We start from the raw sequence: 21,161 nt of genomic DNA, 5'->3' as shown, positions 1-21,161 counted from the left end.
AAAATCAAGCCAAATTTCCAATCTTCATGAAAATCGATCTGATTTTAGTTTTTTATTCGTAAAAAAATTAATAAAGGTTCGATTCATATTTTTGTTAAAAGAAAAATTAATTTATTTTTAAATGAACTTTGATAAAAAAATTAAATAAATAAATTTAATGAGTTTGAAAAAATTCAGAAAGAGGTCATTCTTTTATTTAAAAAGTATACGGAAATGACCGGTTTTACAGTCATTTCCTTTTTCTTAATTTTTTCTTAAAATTTTTTCTAAACCTTCTCTTTGGTGATTTCTTCCAATACCCAATTAGTCCGAGATGCACTGTGACCTGTACTCGGAGAATTGTCAATACCCAATAAATCATCTACGATTTTTTGGATCAAAGGCTGTTGGATATGCATGGGCAATTCAAGGTGAAAATGTTTTGGTTCTTCTTCATCTCGGAGAAGTGTAAACTCTCCTTTTCCAAAGGTCTCAAACCGAATCTGACCTTTGCTTCCATCAATTGTAATTTGATCGATCTGAGTTTCTTTGGCGCTGGTAAAGCACCAGTTTCCGCTTCCCATGACTCCGTTTTCAAAGGCATAGCTTCCTACCACCATATCTTCAGCCGGATATAATTTGGCTTGATTGGTGGCAAAACCAGAAGCATGGGTGATTTTTCCAAAAAAGAATTGAAGCAAGTCTAATTGATGGGATGCCAAATCATAAAAATATCCTCCTCCTGCTATCTCAGGAATGACTCGCCAGTTGTTCTCCAATTTGGCAATGATTTCAGGTTCGGGTTCTTGCCGCATTTGAATATGAACCGATCGGATTACACCGATTCTACCTTGGTTCAACAGCTCTTTAATTTTTACAAAATGAGGAAGTGCTCTTCGGTAATAGGCCACATAGAGCGGGACGCCTGCTTCTTCACATACTTTGATCATGGCTTCGCATTCTGCAAATGTTCTGGCCATGGGTTTTTCCACATAAACTGGTTTGCCTGCTTTGGCTGCCATTTCTGTGTAGGGAAGGTGCATGTATGGAGGCGTAGCGATGTAGATGGCATTGACTTCAGGATCTTCGATCAAAGACTTTGCATCTGTATACCATTTGGGAACTCCATGTCTTTTGGCGTAGTCCTTCACCTTTTCTTCATTTCTGCGCATGACAGCAACCAGGCGACTATGAGGAACCAAATTCATAGCAGGGGCAGATTTGACTTCGCATACGTCACCAACCCCGATGATTCCCCAGCGGACTTCCTCCTCTTTGATTTTTTTCATGTGTTTATAATTGTTTTTCAAAGGTCACATGGAATCTCGCAATCATAATCATCCCTCTGTGTGTCGCTCGCGTCATGCTCGATTTCATAGATACAAAATAAAAATGACCCGGTAGATTCGGGCCATTTTGTCGTTTTTTATTGACTTGGTGGAGTTCTTCGCTTCATGACCAAACTATCCGCAGGATAGGTGGCGGCCAAATAGGCCATTTGTTCCTTTGCCCAGTTGATTAAAACCTCCCGCTCTTCGTCAGTAAGATCAGCTTCCGGATGCAATCCGAAATAGGTATAAGACTCCAAAGGCATTTCCTTGCTTTCTACTGTTTCGATGACTTCCTCCAATTTATGGTTTTGGACAGCAAGAGGGAGTTTCGTGAATTCTGAAAAATTCAAGTGTCTTTTTCCATCATTGACATGATCAGCTAGGAAGTATTTCACCGGTTGGATATTCGAATACCAAGGATAGCGAGTCAAATTGGTATGGCAATCATTGCAGGCACCTTTCATAATGGTGGCTACTTGGTCCGGGAGGTCATAGCTTTTGCTGATATCAAAAGTCTGATCATTGGACTCATTTTTTTCGGCAGGGATTAATTGAATGGCTATTAAAACCAAGACAATCCCGATAGTGATTTTTTTCAACATAGTTTTAGAAGGTTTGCTGGGTAAGAATTTGTCTTGCTAGTTAGACAATTTTTTTGAGCAAAGGATTAATCACTTCATCGAAATCTTACTCCATCAATCACCAAACTCAAACCTGCTTGAAAGACTATTAGTCCAGTTGTCCCGTACCAAAACCAAGGATCTCCGGATAGTTTGTTTAGTTCTGCATCTATGCACATAGATAGACCCGTTCCGGTAAATAGCAAACCGGAAACAGATTGAATAAACCAACGCTTTTTCGAGCTCATAATTTTTGATACCCTAGTTTAAAGTCGATTGATCATGGACATGCCTGAATCCCGAAATTCATCCATTCGGGGAAGTTCATCCACGGCATCCTCCAAGCTGATTGTTTTACCGATAAGTTTTTCTGGATCCAATTTACCTGCAATAATCATTCGCATCAAATCTTCATAAGCATACGCTTGCATCCCATGACTTCCTAGAATTTCCAGTTCTTTCGCAATTACTAAATGCATGGGGATAGGAGGGTTTTCTTCTGTTCCTGCCATCAAGCCAACTTGAATATGTTTGCCTCTTTTTCGCAAACTTGAAATAGAATTTGCACAGGTGATTCTGCTCCCAAGTGCATCTACAGATACATGAACTCCGCCTTTTGTTAGTTCTTGAATTTTGGAAGGAATATCTCCCAATTTTCCATTGAGTAGGATGGATGCTCCAGCAGCTTGGGCTAGGTTTAGTTTTGCTTCAGAAATATCAACCGCAATCACTTTTGCCCCTAATGCTGAGGCAATCATAATGGCAGAAAGGCCGACTCCGCCACAACCGTGAATAGCCACCCATTCTCCTCCTTTTACCTGACCTTGAGCAACGATGGCTCTAAAGGAAGTGGCAAAGCGGCATCCCAAACTTGCAGCTGACTCAAAACTAACTGAATCAGGCAGGGCAACCAGATTGGTGTCTGCTCGATAAACAGCTACATATTCAGCAAAAGAGCCCCAATGTGTAAATCCGGGCTGAAATTGATTGTCACATATTTGCTGATTTCCGCTTTGACAGGTTGGGCAAATGCCACAGGCACAAACAAAAGGGACGGTCACTCGCTCTCCGATTTTCCAGTTTTTTACTTCCTTTCCGACCTCTACGATTTCTCCGGCAAATTCATGTCCCGGAACATGTGGTAATTTGATGTCCGAGTCATGCCCCATCCAACCATGCCAATCACTTCGACATAAACCTGTGGCCTTAACTTTTAAAACTACTCCGTCTTCGGGTGCGATAGGGTCGGGAACTTGAGTGATTTTTGGGTTATTCTGGAAGGATTCGACAAGAAGGGCTTTCATCGGTTGAAGTTTTAGATTTTAAATCTCTCAAAAAAACACAAAAGAACCGTGAGCGTTTCCACCCACGGTCCAACTAATTGAGTTGTATGCATTGGAAGCTTTCAAGATAAATAGTTTGCCTACTGCTAACTGAAAACTGCCACCTCTGAATTACACTTCAAAGCCTTGTCGGTATTGTCTTCCAACAAACTGATTTGCTTCTTCCAAGTTGGTGATTCGCATGTTTTCACCATCCCAAAGGAGTTTTTTCCGTGCAAAGAATTCCTGACGTCCCCGAGCATTTTCTCTTCGGAGCATGTAGCTTCTGATCGCCAAGTTACCCATCAACACAGTCTCGGTCATTGGGCCTGCATAATCGAAGGATGAAGTGAGTCCTTGGTGCTCTGGTGAATTGAACCCGGCCTTACATGCTTCCACCCAAAGTCGCTGATGGCCATATTCCCGCTCGAATCCTTCTTCGCTTTGTGGGCCTTCTTCTTTTGTACCGTCGTTCAAATACAGCTTTGGCATCAAAGGCGAAGAGTCATTGATGTTGGTGGAAATGATTCCCTTTTCTCCGATGATTAAAACCCCATTTGCAGAGTTTGCTCCTCCGATATCGTCATTTGCAGGGATAATATCCGGGTGCGCTGGACGAATTCCTCCATCCATCCAAGTCATTTCGATTGGTGATTTGCTCTTGCTGGTTGCGTCAAAATGCAGGGTTATGAAAGAAGATGCTGGACAACCTTCCGGATGATAATCTGGAGTCCACATCTGACTGAATACAGAGCCTACGCTACATTCTGCATCTTTTGGATAATGAAGTCCTAATGTTCTGAAAGGAATATCAATTAAGTGACATCCTACATCTCCCAAGGCTCCTGTTCCATAATCCCACCATCCTCTCCAATTGAATGGGTGGAGGTCGGGAGTATATGGGATTTCAGGCGCAGGCCCTAACCAAAGATCCCAATCAAGGGCATCTGGTTTGGAACTTGGATCAGCTTTTGGAAAAGCTCCTCCTTGAGGCCAAACAGGACGATTTGTCCAAATTTGCACTTTGGAAACCGCTCCGATTTTATCCTCATCAATCCACTGTTGTATTAATTTTAAAAGGGGATTAGATCCACCCTGATTTCCCATTTGGGTGACTACTTTTTGTGTGCGTGCCATTTCGGTAAGCATGCGTGCCTCTCGAATATTGTGCGTCATTGGCTTTTGTACATAGACATGCTTTCCTCGCTCCATGGCGTATTTTGCTGCAGGTCCATGTACATGGTCCGGAGTGGAAATAGTCACTGCATCAATATCTTTTTCCTTATCCAACATTTCCCGGTAGTCAGCATAAAGCTTTGCTGTAGGGAATCGCTCTACAGATCGTTTGGCAGAGCCAGAAAAATCCACGTCACAAAGTGCAGCCACTCGCTCTCTTCCTCCTACGGAAGCTAATTCTATATCACTGGCCCCTTTTCCACCTGAACCTATCGCCGCAAGTACCAGTTGATCAGATGGAGCAATAAAGCCTACACCGCCAAGGACATTTCGTGGTACGATAAAAAAAGATGAAGCAATGGCTGCATTTTTTATGAATTCTCTTCTGGACTGTCCAGAATTGGGATTTTCGGGTTTTTTCATCATTGATGTTATTAGGGTTTAAGAGTCATTTTGATTGAATTCTTAAGATAATTCCTCCTTCTTAATTTCTGAAACTTTATAATTTAAATGGTTTATGAGAATCCCTTTATTTCATTTCGAAATGATAAAAATTATCTAGTCTATTTAGAATTGGCTACCATATTTGTTCAACAAATTCCAAGAAAATACTCCAGTCCTCCCACGTAAGACCATGTTCTCCTTCCCTGATATGGTATCCTAGAGTTTTGGAGTGGACCGTGCCTTTGAGTTCTTCAAATGAAGTTTTGAATGGACTTTCCCGGTCATAAATCCTTGAAAAAACCTGGCTTCCTATTTGAAGACTAAGATATTCACCTTTGGGATCGGCCCATTGATCGTCCTTTGAACTTGCAAAATAGACGGCCCTCGGAGCAATCAAAGCTGGAAGCATGTGCTGATCTAGGGGAAGTGATTCTTCGGCATCATTGTATTTTTTGAAATTTTCTGCAAACCAATGTGGAAAAGCATTATTAATTATCTCAACTGTTTCTCCAAATTTTCTTTTTGAAAGAGCTGCTCCACCGCAGCCTGACTCATTAGCATAGGTGATCGCCCAGCGTGGATCATTGGCAGATGTCCAAAGGGCAGATTTTCCAGACCTGGAATGTCCTACCAAAACGGATTTTTTTGCATTGATTGCCTCATGCTGCTCAAAATAATCCATTGCTCTCATAGCTCCCCATCCCCATGCACCGAGGGCTTTTAGTCCATCTTTCTTATCCTGCTGCTCAGGATAAAGGTTAGTCAAAATGCCATCGGAGAACCTTTTGATATCATCTGGTGCCACTGTCTCTGCATGAAATGAAGCTGTGGCAAATCCCTTTTGGATCAATTCGGCCACAGGCCAATAGCCCTCTTCCGCCAGTGAACCATCTTCTGCTTTTTGTCTATGGTTTATGAGCAAAATTATAGGGGCAGGCTCATCCATTTCTTTGGGTAAAAAAACATTCAGTCTCATGATGTGCGTGTTCTCTCCCCGCCGGATTTTAATATCAACCTCCTCAAGGTTGGCGATCAAGTCAAATTGATGATTTGAACTTTTGGTGACTTCGAAACTTACCTCGTCAAAATCTTTAGGGATTTGACCATATACCTCTGTTTGAAATAGCCTAAAAATCTCGGGTTTTCGAATAGCCTCCCATTTCTCACGAGAATCGATAACCTCTCCTTTTTCGCTAATAAAAAGTGAAGGCAGATGAAGGGCAGGAACCTTACTTTCGTCATAGTTAACTTGAGATTGAGCCATGGTTTTAGTGGATATAATTAAAATACCGAGTGCTAGAAATTTCCAAAGAGACTGCATCTTTAAAAAGGTTTAGTTACTGGCTGCTTCGGCTCTCGATGGTTCAAAAGGCTCATAAGGATAGTCGGTAGGGAGGACTTCAATCCCGGAGGTTACCTTGAGTGGCGTTTCCCCAGCAAATGTCAATTCCACAAAGTATCCTCGAAATCCTTCATCAGGTTCCTGCATGACTACCTCCAGTTCTCCACTTGCAGGCATAGGGATTTCCTCTGCTACCCAGTTGGGTCCAAATTCATCCACCCGGAAATCTCTGGCAAGTGGGTTGTAGGCGGACCAAAGTTTGACGGAAATAGGCATCTTCTCTGGGTCTACTTTTACATTGATTTTATTTCCTTCCACAGTCCAACTATAGTCTGGTCTGCTTGAATTTTCTAGAATGGAGTTGTAAAAAGAAATCAGATTGGGTAAGGCATCGGATTCACTCAAGTCATGTCCAAAATTTGGTACATATTGGATATGCTTTTCTCCCTTAAGATCATTCCAGTAAAATTCCCAGCTATCTGGCTGGAAAAATTGATCTCCTGCGGCATTGATTAAGAGTTTTGGGATTTCCAGTTCTTCTACAAAAGAGTAAGGTTCAGTGAGTTCGAGCATGCGATCAAATTCAGGCGTGCCCATCCAATTCATCACTCCTTCCCGAACATAATCCGTGACTGCTGGCGCCCAAAAACCATAATTTCTCCAATGATGCATAAAGGAAGGTTCAATATTCAATAAGTCAATCACGACTGGAGCCATTGCAATAACCCGATCATCGGCCGCAGCAGTCGTCCAGGTAGTCCAACCTCGCTTGGAAGCTCCCGCCACAAAAAAGTTTTTCAAATCCTTATTATAATTTTCTTTGACTACTTCCTGAACCGCGTCCATCGCCAATTTGACTGCTTTGGTCATCGGGAATCTAGCTAACCAAATGGCATCCTCATCCTTTGCACCACCTTCAAGGAATTTTCGCCAGCCATAAGCAATGATGGCATCCTCATAGCGTTCCCCAAAAGGATCATTGGCAAATGTCAAAGGCTGAAATGGGACATTGTGAATTTCCGCAACGATGGAGTTGGTTTGAGCCGCTGCAGCTTCCAGAAGAGAAGAGGGGCTTTGAGGCATTTCAGTACCTCGGCTTCCTCCACCTATCCACATCATTCCTGTATCGTGAGGGCTATTTTTTGGGATAATTACTGAAACCCAATGCCACCACAAGGTCTCATCGACAATACTATCTGCAAGCCATCGCTGGGAATACATTTTCAAGACATGGAAATCTGAATTTTCTCCTGAAACGGAATGAACAATCTCATAGCTAAAATCGGGTGAAGGGGATTGTACATATTCCCTCAATAAATTCTCAGACTTTGATTCAATGGCCGATTCACTGGTTTTGTCAGAGGTTTGAGTTTGGCAAGCGAAGGACGCGATAAGCCAAACTAATGCAAGTAGAAGGTTAATTCTCGGGTTGGATTGTTTCATGGTTAGGGCTGGTTGGTGTAATTATTTTGTAAAAACTAATAATTTTAATTTCGGACGGCAAGATTGCTGCCCAAAAGCTTCAAGGAATTTGAAAAATATTTACACCATGCAATTGAAAATTAGACTTTTAATCCTTTTTCTAGGTTGGTTTGGGATTGTTTCTGCTCAGGAAATCAGTTCTCCGAATGGGGAATTAAAACTCGCTTTTGGACTTGACGCGAGCGGAGCGCCAACCTATCAGCTATCCTATAAAAATCAAACTGTTATTCAGTCTAGTCGTTTGGGTTTTGATTTGAAAAATGACACCCTCGATTTAATTCAAGGTTTTCGGGTTGTGGACTCGGAGGAATCATCTCATGATGAAACCTGGCAACCGGTATGGGGAGAGGAAAGCTTGATTTGTGATCATCATCAAGAATTGTTGGTTCATTTGGAGCATTTGGGAAGTAAGCGGAAAATGGATATTCGCTTTCGCTTATTTGATTCAGGATTAGGTTTTAGATATGAGTTTCCTGTTCAGGAAAATATGGGGCATTTCGTAATCACTGAAGAACTTACTCATTTTGCCATGAGTGGTGATCATACCGCATTTTGGATTCCTGGAGATTACGATACACAGGAATACGATTACACAGAATCCAAACTTTCAGAAATCCGAGGTTTGATGGAAATTGCCATCACACCGAATGCTTCACAAACTCCTTTTTCCAAAACGGGCGTACAAACCGCCTTGATGATGAAATCCGAATCTGGCTTATACATTAATATCCACGAGGCAGCCTTGATTGATTATCCAGCCATGCATTTGGAATTGGATGATGAGCGGATGGTTTTTGTGAGTCATTTGACACCGGACTCCCAAGGTGATAAGGGTTATTTGGTGACGCCAGCAGAAACTCCATGGCGAACGGTGATCGTAAGTGATGATGCTCGAGAAATTTTGGCCTCACGAATCACCTACAACCTCAATGAGCCTTCAAAAATCGAAGATACTTCTTGGATCAAACCGATGAAATATGTCGGTGTTTGGTGGGAAATGATCACTGGTCAGAGTACCTGGTCTTATACTGATGAACTCAAGGCAGTCAAATTAGGAGTAACGGATTTTTCCAAAGTCAAACCTAATGGCAAACACGGTGCTACCACGGAAAATGTGAAAAAGTATATTGATTTCGCGTCCGAACATGGTTTTGACGGAGTCTTGGTTGAAGGTTGGAATATTGGTTGGGAGGACTGGTTTGGGAATTCAAAAGATTATGTTTTCGATTTTCTGACTCCTTATCCCGATTTTGATTTGGAGGGGATTTCTACCTATGCTAAAGAAAAAGGAATCCAAATGATTATCCATCATGAGACTTCTTCTTCTGTTCGGAATTATGAGCGACACTTGGATGATGCTTATCAGTTAATGAAAAAGTATGGCTATCCAGCTGTGAAAAGTGGCTATGTAGGGGATATCATTCCGCGTGGTGAATATCACTACAGTCAATGGTTGGTGAATCACTATCAATATGCAATCGAGAAAGCTGCCGAGTACCAAATCATGGTGAATGCGCACGAAGCTGTCCGGCCTACAGGAGTGGCCCGAACTTGGCCTAATCTGATCGCTAATGAATCAGCTCGAGGTACTGAATACCAGGCCTTTGGAGGTAGCAAAGCAAATCATGTCACTATCCTTCCTTTCACCCGACAAATTGGTGGACCGATGGACTATACGCCAGGGATTTTTGAAATGGATGTGTTTAACGGCTCACATGTGAATAGTACGCTGGCAAATCAACTGGCTTTGTATATCACTATGTATTCCCCTCTTCAGATGGCTGCGGATTATCCTGAAAATTACATGCGATTCCCCGATGCTTTTAAGTTTATTAAGGATGTGGCTTTGGATTGGGAAAAGAGCGTTTACCTTGAAGCAGAACCAGGATACTACTTGACTATTGCACGTAAAGCTAAGGATAGCACAGAGTGGTTTGTTGGAAATGTAAATGGATTTGAAGGTCGAATAGGTGAGGTTATGTTTGACTTTTTAGATGAAGGGAAAACCTACCTAGCGGAAATTTATTCGGACCGAGAAGATGCCCACTTCAAAACTAATCCCCAAGCCTATGAGATTCGAAAGGTTTCAGTGGATTCAAAATCAGTTTTGAAACAATATTCTGCTCCCGGTGGCGGTTATGCTATCCGAATTCGCGAAGCGAGTAAGGAAGAACTCAAAGGGGTCAAGAAATTGAGATAATCTGGTAGGGGCTGTTTCGAAAGACTTTCGTCAAGTTGAAAGAAATGTAGATTACTCTCCTTAGAGGTGGGAAACCAAACTGATTTTGTTTAAATCGACATTTAGATCGCTTCGCTTCACTCGCGATGACGGAGCCTTGGAGTTTTTAGATAGCCTCTTTTTCATTCCCAAAAAAGGAAAAGCCACCGTAATTGGGTAAATTCCAGTATTGCATCTCAATTCACATGAAGCAGCTCAGCGAAAATGCGATTCGGGTATTGGAGGAGCGGTACTTGGTTCAAGATCATTCCGGAAAGGTCATTGAGACACCGGAAGAGATGTTTCGTCGAGTTGCCAAAACGGTGGCAAGTGCAGAATTGAAATGGGGAAATCAGAAAGATGCCGATTATTGGGAGAGGGAGTTTTTTAAGTTGATGTCCGAATTGGATTTTCTCCCCAATTCAACAACGCTGATGAATGCGGGAACAGGATATGGACAATTGAGTGCCTGTTTTGTTTTGCCGATTCGGGATAGTTTGAGTGGTATTTTTGATACTCTGAAGCTTGCTGCATTGGTTCAGCAAAAGGGTGGAGGAACTGGCTTTAATTTCTCAAAATTGAGACCCAAAGGAGATCGAGTAAGCAGGCATGGAGGAACATCATCAGGACCAGTTTCTTTTTTAGAGCTCTTTAATTTTTCCAGCGATCATGTCAAGCAAGGTGGAAAACGTCTAGGCGCAAACATGGGGATTTTGAATGTTGACCATCCCGATATTTTTGAGTTTTTGAGATTGGGATCCAAAGAAAACCGAGTCCGACACTTCAACTTATCGGTAGGGATTACGAACCAGTTTATGGAGTACCTCGAAACCGATAAACCCTGGATTCTTATTAATCCCCGTACTAAGAAGGTTATCAATCAGGTTTCTCCAAAGGCAATTTGGGAGGAGCTAATATTTAGAGCATGGGAATCAGGAAACCCCGGAGTTATCTTTTTGGATACCATCAATTCAAAAAATCCCACTCCAAGTCAAGGTGAAATTCAAGCAACCAATCCCTGTGGTGAAGTTCCGCTTTTGCCCTACGAGTCCTGCAATCTGGGTTCGATTAATCTCAACCATTTTGTCAGGTCGAAAAAAGGAAAGCATTTGCCCGATTGGGATAGGTTGGAAGAAATCATTCCTCAAGCTGTCCGATTTTTGGATAATGTGATTGAGGTCAATCATTTCCCCAATTCAAAAATCAAAAAAGCTACACTTGCAAACCGAAAAATCGGTTTGGGAGTGATGGGCTGGGCTGACTTTTTAATCAAACTGGAGATTCCATATGCAAGTCAGGAAGCGGTAGACTTAGGAGAGGAATTGATGCAATTTATCAATGAAAAAAGTCATCGCGCTTCACAAGAATTGGCTAAGAAAAGAGGAAATTTTCCAAATTGGGAAGGAAGTATTTTTGCCCCTGACATACCAATTCGGAATGCTACCTTGACGAGTATTGCGCCGACGGGTACCATTTCTTTGATTGCCAATACTTCTTCTTCAATTGAGCCATTATTTGCATTGGCTTTCGAAAGGAGAAATGTTTTGGGAGAAGAAACTTTACAAACTATTCAGCCTCAAGTCTTGAATTTTTTGAAAGAAAAAGGAATACTCTCAGAAGAATTAAAACAAAAAATCGTCCAAGATGGGACTTCCACTGATTGTCATGAATTGAGTGAAAAGGACAAAGCAATTCTATTGACTGCTACTGAAATTGATCCAGTTTGGCATCTGAAGCATCAGGTTGCCTTTCAAAAGTTTACAGACAATGCTGTGTCAAAAACCATAAACCTGCCCTTCACCACCAAGCCGGAAGAAATTGGGGAAATCTATCTTCAAGCTTGGAAAGAGGGAGTGAAGGGTTTAACTGTTTTTCGAATAGATTCGGGAAGAGAACAAATGCTTTATCCCGGAATCAAATCTTTTAAGGATAAGAGTTTTCCGTGTTGAAGGAAATCAGTTGTTTGTAGCAAAATGGACTTTGACCATTTCCAAAAACTGGTTATAACTCATTTTTTCTGCATCCTTCATCAATATTTTCATCGTGATAAATTTCTTATTATCCCGAATTTGTTTGAAGAACTGCGCTTTTATGATTCCTGGTCCTACCAATAATAATTCTTCGATTCCTGACACTTTTTTTTCCAGCTCCTTGAAGTATTTATTTAATCGGTCCCTGTCCTGATTATTTTTCTTGTTTTCATTGTTGGAAGGCCCGCCTTGGGAATTCATAAATCGAGTTTTGTCACTAGTCTCTCCTTCAAATCTTACTTGATTTTCGATAGGAGATTCGATTTCTTCTACCACAAATGGATGGTTAGGTAAATAACCAACCAATAATGCATGACTTTGGTCTATCCACATCGCTGCTTTTTGGGGATTGAGAGTTTCCATTTCTCTATTTTTTCGTGTTTTTTCATGTTGGTCCCAAGGATAATATTCATCCTGATTACTGGGATCCATACTCTTGCTCATATTTTCTCATGAATTCCAAGGTTTCCTCGTCATTGAGATTTGAAAACCTTTCGTATCCCTGAGACACCGCCCGGAAATCATCCGGAATCTCTAAAATCAAGACTTCATCTGCCATATTTTCAAGTTGCTGAGCAGCTTCTCTTCCTGAGATAGGAGCAGCTACAATTAGCTTTTTGGGTTGTTGTTTCTCGCATAATTCCAGAGTGGCAAAAAGCGTCGAACCGGTAGCTATTCCATCGTCCACCACAATCACTGTTCTGTCTTTCATGGGTGGAATGGGTTTTCCGTGTCGAAGCAATTGGACCCTTCTCTTGATTTCTTCTCGTTCTTTGTTTTTTACAGATTCTAAATCTTGTGCACTTATTTCTGATTTTGCCCAAGGAGATAAATAATAACTTCCATCCTCTGCAATAGCGCCCATGGCAAATTCAGGTTGCTGGGGATGACCCAATTTTCTTGAGATAATAGGGATCATTTCTGCATGAAGTCTTTGAGCTACATAGTATGCCGTTTCGATACCACCGCGTGGAATTCCAATGACAATCGGCTTGTCTTTTTGATAAGAGAGTAATGCTTCTCCTAGCTTAATTCCGGCATCTTTTCGGTCCTTAAACATCGCCTTGAGATTTAGAAATACATTTCTTTATCCTTACTCGAATTTGGTTTACCCTGAAGCACCTTGAATATCCAATCCTTGGTTTCCTCCGCTACCTGTTCGAGTTTTCCCGGTTCTTCGAAAAGGTGTCCTGCTCCAGAAATTATCTTCAAATCATTTCTTTCTGGGAAATGCTTGTAACAAGCCTTGTTTATCCTGAGTACTTCCTGGTCCAAACTGCCAACTAGCCAAAGCATCGGGCAGATCACTTCCGGAATGTAATCCACCGCATAATCCAACCTTCCACCTCGTGAAATCACTCCAGAGATTAGGGGTTTCAACTGGGCAGCCGCAGCCACTGCTATTGTAGCTCCCGTGCTTCCTCCAAAGTAAAAAATGGGGAGTTTGGCCACCTTTGGATTAGAATGAAGTGACTTACTTAATTGAATCAACCGATCTGCAAATAGAGAAATATTGAATTCTCCTTTCTCTTTTTCCTGTGTAGTAGTCAGGTCAAACAGAAATGTAGCGATCCTGTTTTTATTCAGAAATTGAGCTATAAAATTATTGCGAGGACTAAACCTTCCACTTCCGCTTCCATGGGCAAATAATACCAAGGCTTTGGATTGATCGGGGACAGCTAATTCCCCTTCCACTACCACATCTGTCAACCTGATATTTAAGATCTCCTTCATAGCTTTTCAGGTTTTTGTTCACTATGAAATGAAAATCTTTTATAGCTAAAATCCTATGATATTCATCAGCAAATGGCTGTAGGTAAATAAATTAATCCAGTAATTCGAGAAGAAATTTATTCCTTTTCAAAATATCGCCTCAGAGTGTATTCAGGTTGCCATTGGTCTGGTTTCCGCTTGAGTGTGTCAGGATCATAAGCCATGGGTTTGATTACAGCAGCGGTAAAAGAAACTGTATCTCCCACGGCCTTTTGATTTTCTTGAAGCAAAGAAATCAATCGGGATTTTTCTTCCGAGAAGTTTGGGTTTTCAGCCAGATTATTGATCTCCAAAGGATCATGTTCCAAATCAAACAATTGCGTGTGGTCTCGTTCAGGGTATCGAATCAGTTTCCACTTGTCAGTTCTAATCGCGCGAACTGTATTTCTATAGGCGGTGAAAAGTGCATCTCTGACCGATTCTTTTTCTCCATGAATCACGGGAACAAGGCTTTTTCCATCCACATCCTCTCTTGGAGGTAATCCCGCTAAATCGGCCAAGGTGGGATATAGGTCGTGGATGTAAGCAAAAGCATCCAATTCCTGATTGGAAGGAATACCTGGCCCTTTTATGATTAAAGGAACTTTCATGCTATGCTCATAAAGGCTTTGTTTCCCCAAAAGCCCATGACTTCCTACTGCTAATCCATTGTCGGCAGTATAGACAATAATTGTATTTTCCAATTTTCCGCTTTCCCGAAGCGCATCAAGAATTTTGGCAACCTGTGTATCCAAATGTGTGATCAAGGCATAATAATCTGACAAAATCATTTGAATCACTTCGGGCTTTCGAGGCCAACCAGTCAGATTTTCATCCCGAACAGTCAAATGATCGAATTCGAATGGATGGTAGGGCATATAATTCCCCGGCAATGGAAGCGAGCCATCAGGGTAGTAGTTGATGTAATTTGCCTCGGGCGAGTAAGGATCGTGTGGAACAGTGAAGGCAACATAGCAGAAAAAGGGATCACTGCTTTCTTTTTGTGATTGAATAAAGTCAATGGCAGATTGAGCAAAAATTTCAGTGGAATAGCCTTTTTTGGTGGATTCTCCCAGCTTTCCATCTGGACCATAATTCCGTAGGTCTACCTCGTAATGATTTGCCATTCCCCCCAAGTATACATTATTGGCTTGTTGAAAACTAGCCTCAAAAGCTTCCTTCTCATTATGCCATTTTCCTGTTCCAAATGTGGTATAACCTGCATTGGCAAAATCCATTGTCATGGTCTGCACTCCATTTAATCGATCATAAACTTTGAAGAGGTTTTTTCCGCTAAAGAGCATCGCCCGGCTTGCCATACAAATGGCTCCATGATTTCCACCCATCACATAGGCATTGGTGAAGCGAGTTCCTTCTTGGGCCAGTTGATCAAGAGTTGGGGTTTGGATATAGGGATTTCCAGCTATTCCTAGAGTTTCAGCCCGTTGATCATCTGCAAAAAGAAATAGCACATTCGGTTTTTGAGGTTCTGGTTTTTCGGCACAAGCCCAACCAAGGATTAGGACAAGAATTGGAATGAGTTTTTTCATGGGGTATAAGTTTTTCCAAGATCATTAGTCTGGACTTCTTTGATTTTCTGATTTAGAAGGGCTTTCATTTCTTCCACTTGGGATTGGAAATAATCATCATAGGCAAGGTTTTGATATTGCCCCGGGTCCTGCTCCATATCAAAGAGCTCCATTCCTTCTTCTGCGTTTTTTCCGTATTGAATGTATGCCCAGCGCTTGGTGCGTATCAGGTAAGTTGAACCACCTTGGGTGACTGAAAAGGCAAAGGGTCTGACTTCCTGTTGAGGATTTTTTAGAAGAGGTTTTAGACTTATTCCCTGTAATCTTTTGGGAATTTGGGAATTGGTTAAATCCAAAAGTGTGGGGTACAAGTCTACCAATTCTACAAATGATTCGCTTTTTCCCGGGGAATAACCAGGAGCTTTAATAATAAAGGGAACTCGAACGGATTCTTCTTTCAAAGATACTTTCATCCAAAATTCATGCTCACCCAAATGGAAGCCGTGATCAGAAGTGAAGATGATTATCGTGTTTTCAGAAAGCCCAGCTTGCTTCAATGCATCTAGAATTTTTCCAACTTGAGCATCCATAAAAGATACCGAAGCATAATATCCGGCTATAGCTTTCTGCTTGTGGATATAATTCATTTCGGCATTTTGAGTGGTTACGTAATTGATTCCTTTATTCGGAATATCCTCCCAATCTCCCTCAATCACAGGTGGAGGAACTATGCTTTGCCAGGGATAGGAATCGAAATATTCCTTTGGAGCGACAAATGGGACATGAGGTCTGACCAATCCAACCGCAAGGAAAAAGGGCTTGTCTCTATTTTGTTGTTGAATAAGTTCGATTGCTTTTTGAGCTGTTTTTCCGTCGGATTGGCTTAGATCTCCTCCCTCAGCTTGAACAATCGTCATGACGTTGCCACCTTTTCGCTCGATTTTTCCATCAGGATTATTTTGAACCAATTCGGCTAATCCTTCTGATTGCCATTCAGGTCCGGGAGAATTGAATCGCTCTATCCAGGATGCTGCATCGTCTTGTCCATCACTTCCTGTTTCGATATCGATAGGTACGCCCATGTGGAAGATTTTGCTTATTCGTGCCGTGTAATAGCCATTTTCTTTGAAAAACTCCGGAAGCGATTTTCGGTCTGCACCAACATTTTCTCTTCCACTGGTATAGCCATAAGTTTCAGTGGCAGAAGGATAATAGCCAAAAAGAAAAGAAGCTCTGGAGGGCCCACAAACAGGATATTGTGGATAGGTATTTTGGAAAAGCATTCCTTCCGAGGCAAGACGATCAATATTTGGGGTGGAAACCAGCCTGTTTCCATAAGCTCCCAAGGCGGTTTGATTCAAGTCATCCGCAACGATTAGCAAGATGTTTGGTCGATTTTTTTGAGCAAAAGAAAAATAGGAGAGTAGGAGAAAACAGAATAAAAGCAGGTTTTTCATGGGCTGGAAATTGGGAAGTTTAAGATACAGGATTTTTTGATTCTCCCTTCTTTAAGAGCCTGATCTGGGGTTTTGAAAACCTATCTTATTCATTTTTAAAAAGTTATAAAATCAAGCATAATTTTATTTAGATTTTTTCCAAATAAAGATTGTCTTGTATCGATTTTAGACATAAGTTTGCACCACTATTTAAAATCAATCCAAATAAATATAAATAATGAAATTTGTATACGGTTTCCTAATCTGCACTCTATTCTTTTCGGCAGAAGTCTTTGCACAAAAGAATATTTTGAAAGGAAAGATTTCTGACGAAAAAGGCAATCCTGTTCAAGGTGCATCTGTGTTGTTGGAAGGTACTGTTCGAGGAGTTCAATCTGACTTGAATGGTAATTATGAATTGAAGGATTTCCCAAAAGGGACCTACCAATTGATTGTGAGTCTAGTTGGATTTCAGAATTGGTCTCAAGAGTTTTCCATTGAGGAGGGAGAGACCAAAGAATTGGATATTCTTTTGAAAGAAGATGAGTACTTGCTTTCAGAATTTAATATTTCAGCAAGCCGAGGGATTTTGGGTCAGGATAGGCTTCCTGAAGTTTCTGATTTTAGAATCAATGCAGGGAAAAAGAATGAGGTGATTCGAATCGCTGAGATTGATGCCAATTTGGCGATGAACAATAGCCGTCAGGTTTTCGGAAGAACGCCAGGGATTTCCATTTGGGAAAATGATGGTTCAGGTATTCAATTGGGAGTGGCTTCCAGAGGTTTGAGCCCAAATAGATCTTGGGAGTTCAATGTCCGAATGAATGGATATGATATTACTCCAGATCCAATGGGCTATCCTGAAGCCTATTTTACACCGCCATTGGAGGTGGTAGAGCAAATCGAAATTATCCGGGGAGCATCTTCTTTGCAATATGGACCACAGTTCGGTGGTTTGATGAACTTTGTAATGAGAAAGCCGGACAAGTCTACTCGATTTACTGCAGAATCAATCAATACGGTAGGAAGCAATGGCCTATTCAGCTCCTTTAATTATATCGGAGGAACAGAGGGGAAATGGAATTATACGGCTTATTACCAAAAAAGAAGAGGTGATGGCTGGAGAGAAAATGGCTTCTTCAATACAGACCATGCACATTTAGAAGTCAATTATGCGGCAAGTAACAGACTGAAGTTGGGTTATGAAATGACCTACATGACTACTGAGACTCAGCAGCCAGGAGGTTTGACTGATGCACAGTTTGAGCAAGATTCTCAGCAGAGTTCCCGTAGCCGAAACTGGTTCAATACACCTTGGTTTATTCCGGCTTTGTCAGCTGAGTATTTGGTGTCTCAAAACACCAAGTTGAGCTGGAAAGTCTTCGGAACCTTCGCAGAGCGAAATAGTGTCGGTTTCATGCGTCCGATCAATCAGGAAGATGATCTAGGAAATCGTCAAGTAGATCGGGACTATTATACGACATACGGTTCAGAAATCCGTCTTAGCTCTTCCTATGAATTGTTTGGTCAGGAACAGACCTTGATGACAGGACTTCGCTATTTCAATGGAAATATTGATCGAAATCAGCGTGGAGTTGGGACCACAGGCTCTGATATGGATTTCTCAGTAGCAGATGGAGATTTCAGCAGAAAGTTGGATTACACCAATAGAAACTGGGCAGCTTTTGCTGAGAATGTGTTCCGCTTCAATGAAAAACTGCTTTTCACAGCAGGTCTTCGTGTAGAAAACATTCTTTCTGAAAATCAAGGCCAATTCAACGTAGTTAACGGAACACCGCAGTTTTTAGAGCCAGTTTCCCGCTCCAGAAGCTTTGTATTGTTTGGTTTGGGAGCTGAGTACCATGTGGGTAAAAGCGCTGAATTCTACACGAATTTCTCCCAAGCATATCGCCCTGTGTTGATTTCTGATTTGACACCTCCGGCTACGACAGACGTGATCGATCCGAATTTGCAGGACTCAAAAGGATATAATTTTGATTTTGGATTCAGAGGGTCAGTATTCCCTTCCTTGAAGTTTGATGTAGGATACTTCCGACTTAATTATCAAGACCGAATCGGTACTATTGCGCAGGCAAGAGAGGATGGAAGCATCTATCAGTTCCGAACCAACTTGGGGAATTCAATCAGTCAGGGATTTGAGGGATATGTAGAATTTGATCCGATTACTGCGATTTTTGAAAGTTCCCGATTCGGATACCTACACCTGTTTGCTTCCCTGGCCTTCATTGATGCAACTTATGGTGATTTCGAAATTACCACTGTTAGTGATGGGGAGTTGGCTGTCCGAAACTTGGAAGGAAACCAAGTAGAAAATGCACCTCGAAAAATCAATCGATTTGGAGCTACTTATAGCTTGGGTAAGTTTTCTATGACCTGGCAATTGAGTGACATTGGGGAAGCATTTTCTGATGCATCCAACACAGTAACTCCTAATGCAGCTTCCACCGTTGGATTGATTCCAGCATATCAAGTTCAGGATTTATCTGCATCCTGGAATATTTGGAAGCAGCACTCCATCAAAGCGGGGATTAACAATCTGACCGATGAGCGTTATTTCACAAGAAGAGCGGGAGGATATCCTGGACCAGGAATTATGCCTGCCGATGGAAGGACTTTCTACTTGACCTTCGGTTTGAAGTTCTAATTCGAAAAAGTGGATAAAAGGTAAAGCCATTCTGATTTTCAGGATGGCTTTTTTTGATTGGCATTTCGTGGAAATTCTCCGAAAGGGTTTATTCCTGAGTTTAAGTTTTTTACATTTAATCCAAACCCCAGCTTTATGAAATCAATCTCAGCCCTTTTTGGAAGTCTATTCCTTTTGTTTTTGGCTTTTTCTTGTCAGCAAAAAAAGACTTCTGATCGCCCCAATATCATTTTCATTATGTCTGATGATCATGCCTATCAAGCGATCTCAGCTTATAGCGAACACTTGATTGAGACTCCCAATATTGATCGGATCGCTAAAATGGGTATGCTTTTCACTAATGCAACGGTCACCAATTCCATTTGTGCGCCAAGTAGAGCGACGATTTTGACAGGAAAGCACTCACACATCAATGGAAAGGTTGATAATCATTTTCCCTTTGATACAACCAATGTCACCTTCCCCCAACTTTTCCAAGAGGCAGGATATCAAACGGCCATGTTTGGTAAGTTACACTTCGGGAATAATCCCAAAGGCTTTGACCAGTTTAAAATTCTTCCAGGCCAGGGGAAATATTACAATCCTGAGTTTATCACCAAAAATGAAGGGAGAATTCAAGTAGAGGGTTATGTCACGGATATTATCACGGATATGACCTTGGACTGGCTACAGAATGAGCGAAAAGCAGAAGATCCCTTCTTGCTTTTTTATCTGCATAAAGCCCCGCATCGGGAATGGCTTCCTGCTGGTAGACATGTGGCCGAGTTTACTCAGCGAACATTTCCTGAGCCAGCTACTCTTTTTGATGATTATTCTGGCCGAGGCCGTGCTGCCAAAGAAGCGGAGATGAATTTGCTCAAAGACATGCACTGGGCTGGGGATTCGAAAATTACTCCCGAAGCGATGGATGAACTAGGCTTAGAACCCACTTCAGGTTGGGATAAGGCTGCTTTTGAAGGGGAGGTTGGCAGGATGAATGCGGAACAGCGAGCTGTTTGGGATGAGGCTTATAATAAGGTTATAGAGGACTTCAAGAAGGCCTACCCAAGTATGAGTGAAGAAGATAAAATGAGGTGGCGCTACCAGCGATATATGCAGGATTACCTCGGCACCATCAAGGCAGTAGATGAAAATGTAGGGCGCGTTTTGGATTATCTAGAAGCGAATGACTTGATGGAAAACACCATCATCGTTTACACTTCTGATCAGGGTTTCTATCTAGGTGAGCACGGTTGGTTTGATAAGCGATTTGTGTACGATGAAAGTTTCAAAACCCCACTTTTGGTGGCTTGGCCTGGTAAAGTAGATGCAGGAAGCAAAACTGATGAGATGGTCCAAAACCTTGATTTTGCGCAGACCTTTTTAGCTGCTGCGGGCATTGAGGCACCGTCTGATATGCAAGGAGAGAGTTTGTTGCCACTCCTGACCGGAGAAGGAGAGTGGACACGGGACGCCGTATATTATCATTATTACGAGTATCCTTCTGTCCATATGGTCAAGCGCCACTATGCGATCGTTACCAAGGAGTATAAGCTGACCCATTATTATTTTGATACCAATGAGTGGGAGTTGATTGATCGAATTAATGATCCCATGGAGTTGAAAAATGTCTACGATGATCCCGCTTATGCAAAGATTAAAGAAGAGTTGCATCAAAAATTGGATGGCTTAAGAGAAAAGTATGGGGACAATTCCGAAATTTCTCAACGATACCTACAAGAGTATCTGGATTATCTCCAAAAAAACAATTCCTACGCAGGGGGTAAAAACAAGGAATTGCTTGATAAAATATTTAAGGACAGAAAACTCAGCACCGAGCAGTAAGAAGCTCGGAA

Annotated in this window: 16 protein-coding genes; 4 read left to right on the top strand and 12 right to left on the bottom strand. The window is 41.7% G+C overall.

What is annotated here, in order from left to right; genetic code table 11:
• Positions 1-266 precede the first annotated feature (266 nt).
• The 7 genes from NY014_RS07310 to NY014_RS07280 all read right to left on the bottom strand — a co-directional run bounded on the left by NY014_RS07310 (position 267) and on the right by NY014_RS07280 (position 7,657).
• A complete protein-coding gene (locus NY014_RS07310) occupies positions 267-1,268 on the bottom strand; it encodes a Gfo/Idh/MocA family protein (RefSeq protein ID WP_259413904.1) in 1,002 nt (333 codons plus the stop codon).
• A 137-nt stretch (positions 1,269-1,405) separates the two neighbouring features.
• The gene (locus NY014_RS07305) at positions 1,406-1,912 is read right to left on the bottom strand and encodes a heme-binding domain-containing protein (RefSeq protein ID WP_259413903.1); all 507 of its coding nucleotides are present in this window, start codon (positions 1,910-1,912) and stop codon (positions 1,406-1,408) included.
• A gap of 74 nt (positions 1,913-1,986) precedes the next feature.
• The gene (locus NY014_RS07300) at positions 1,987-2,178 is read right to left on the bottom strand and encodes a hypothetical protein (RefSeq protein ID WP_259413902.1); all 192 of its coding nucleotides are present in this window, start codon (positions 2,176-2,178) and stop codon (positions 1,987-1,989) included.
• A gap of 18 nt (positions 2,179-2,196) precedes the next feature.
• Complete coding sequence (locus tag NY014_RS07295; protein ID WP_259413901.1) at positions 2,197-3,234, bottom strand: zinc-dependent alcohol dehydrogenase family protein; 1,038 nt, start codon at positions 3,232-3,234, stop codon at positions 2,197-2,199.
• 150 nt (positions 3,235-3,384) lie between these two features.
• On the bottom strand, positions 3,385-4,851 hold the full coding sequence (locus NY014_RS07290; RefSeq protein ID WP_259414144.1) for a Gfo/Idh/MocA family protein: 1,467 nt from the start codon (positions 4,849-4,851) through the stop codon (positions 3,385-3,387).
• A gap of 154 nt (positions 4,852-5,005) precedes the next feature.
• A complete protein-coding gene (locus tag NY014_RS07285; RefSeq protein WP_259413900.1) occupies positions 5,006-6,136 on the bottom strand; it encodes a glucuronyl esterase domain-containing protein in 1,131 nt (376 codons plus the stop codon).
• A gap of 69 nt (positions 6,137-6,205) precedes the next feature.
• Positions 6,206-7,657, bottom strand: a complete 1,452-nt coding sequence (locus NY014_RS07280; protein WP_259413899.1) for a PhoPQ-activated pathogenicity-related family protein — start codon at positions 7,655-7,657, stop codon at positions 6,206-6,208.
• 106 nt (positions 7,658-7,763) lie between these two features.
• Between NY014_RS07280 and NY014_RS07275 the strand changes: the two genes are divergently transcribed.
• Both NY014_RS07275 and NY014_RS07270 read left to right on the top strand, forming a co-directional pair.
• Positions 7,764-9,896 (top strand): glycoside hydrolase family 97 protein, encoded by a 2,133-nt coding sequence (locus NY014_RS07275; RefSeq protein ID WP_259413898.1) that lies wholly within the window; start codon positions 7,764-7,766, stop codon positions 9,894-9,896.
• Positions 9,897-10,120: 224 nt separating this feature from the next.
• Positions 10,121-11,863 (top strand): adenosylcobalamin-dependent ribonucleoside-diphosphate reductase, encoded by a 1,743-nt coding sequence (locus tag NY014_RS07270; protein ID WP_259413897.1) that lies wholly within the window; start codon positions 10,121-10,123, stop codon positions 11,861-11,863.
• 6 nt (positions 11,864-11,869) lie between these two features.
• Here the strand turns inward: NY014_RS07270 and NY014_RS07265 are convergent, their stop codons facing one another.
• From NY014_RS07265 to NY014_RS07245, 5 genes are all read right to left on the bottom strand, one after another.
• Entirely contained in the window at positions 11,870-12,388 is a 519-nt protein-coding gene (locus NY014_RS07265; RefSeq protein ID WP_259413896.1) for a hypothetical protein, read from the bottom strand.
• The gene (locus tag NY014_RS07260; protein ID WP_259413895.1) at positions 12,363-13,004 is read right to left on the bottom strand and encodes a phosphoribosyltransferase; all 642 of its coding nucleotides are present in this window, start codon (positions 13,002-13,004) and stop codon (positions 12,363-12,365) included. The genes NY014_RS07265 and NY014_RS07260 overlap by 26 nt, the downstream gene beginning before the upstream one ends.
• Positions 13,005-13,015: 11 nt before the next feature.
• Positions 13,016-13,678, bottom strand: coding sequence for a dienelactone hydrolase family protein (locus tag NY014_RS07255; RefSeq protein ID WP_259413894.1), 663 nt, complete (start codon positions 13,676-13,678; stop codon positions 13,016-13,018).
• 116 nt (positions 13,679-13,794) lie between these two features.
• Complete coding sequence (locus NY014_RS07250) at positions 13,795-15,246, bottom strand: sulfatase family protein (RefSeq protein ID WP_259413893.1); 1,452 nt, start codon at positions 15,244-15,246, stop codon at positions 13,795-13,797.
• Positions 15,243-16,682: a sulfatase gene (locus NY014_RS07245; protein WP_259413892.1), complete on the bottom strand. Its 1,440-nt coding sequence runs from the start codon at positions 16,680-16,682 to the stop codon at positions 15,243-15,245. Before NY014_RS07245 ends, NY014_RS07250 begins: the two co-directional genes overlap by 4 nt.
• 217 nt (positions 16,683-16,899) lie before the next feature.
• Here NY014_RS07245 and NY014_RS07240 point away from each other — a divergent pair, with 217 nt between their 5' ends.
• Together NY014_RS07240 and NY014_RS07235 are read left to right on the top strand one after the other, a co-directional pair.
• The gene (locus NY014_RS07240; RefSeq protein WP_259413891.1) at positions 16,900-19,326 is read left to right on the top strand and encodes a TonB-dependent receptor; all 2,427 of its coding nucleotides are present in this window, start codon (positions 16,900-16,902) and stop codon (positions 19,324-19,326) included.
• Positions 19,327-19,461: 135 nt separating this feature from the next.
• On the top strand, positions 19,462-21,150 hold the full coding sequence (locus NY014_RS07235) for a sulfatase family protein (RefSeq protein WP_259413890.1): 1,689 nt from the start codon (positions 19,462-19,464) through the stop codon (positions 21,148-21,150).
• Positions 21,151-21,161 lie beyond the last annotated feature (11 nt).

The organism is Algoriphagus limi (assembly GCF_024919275.1).
GTDB lineage: Bacteria > Bacteroidota > Bacteroidia > Cytophagales > Cyclobacteriaceae > Algoriphagus > Algoriphagus limi.
This window is presented reverse-complemented; position numbering and strand designations above follow the sequence as displayed.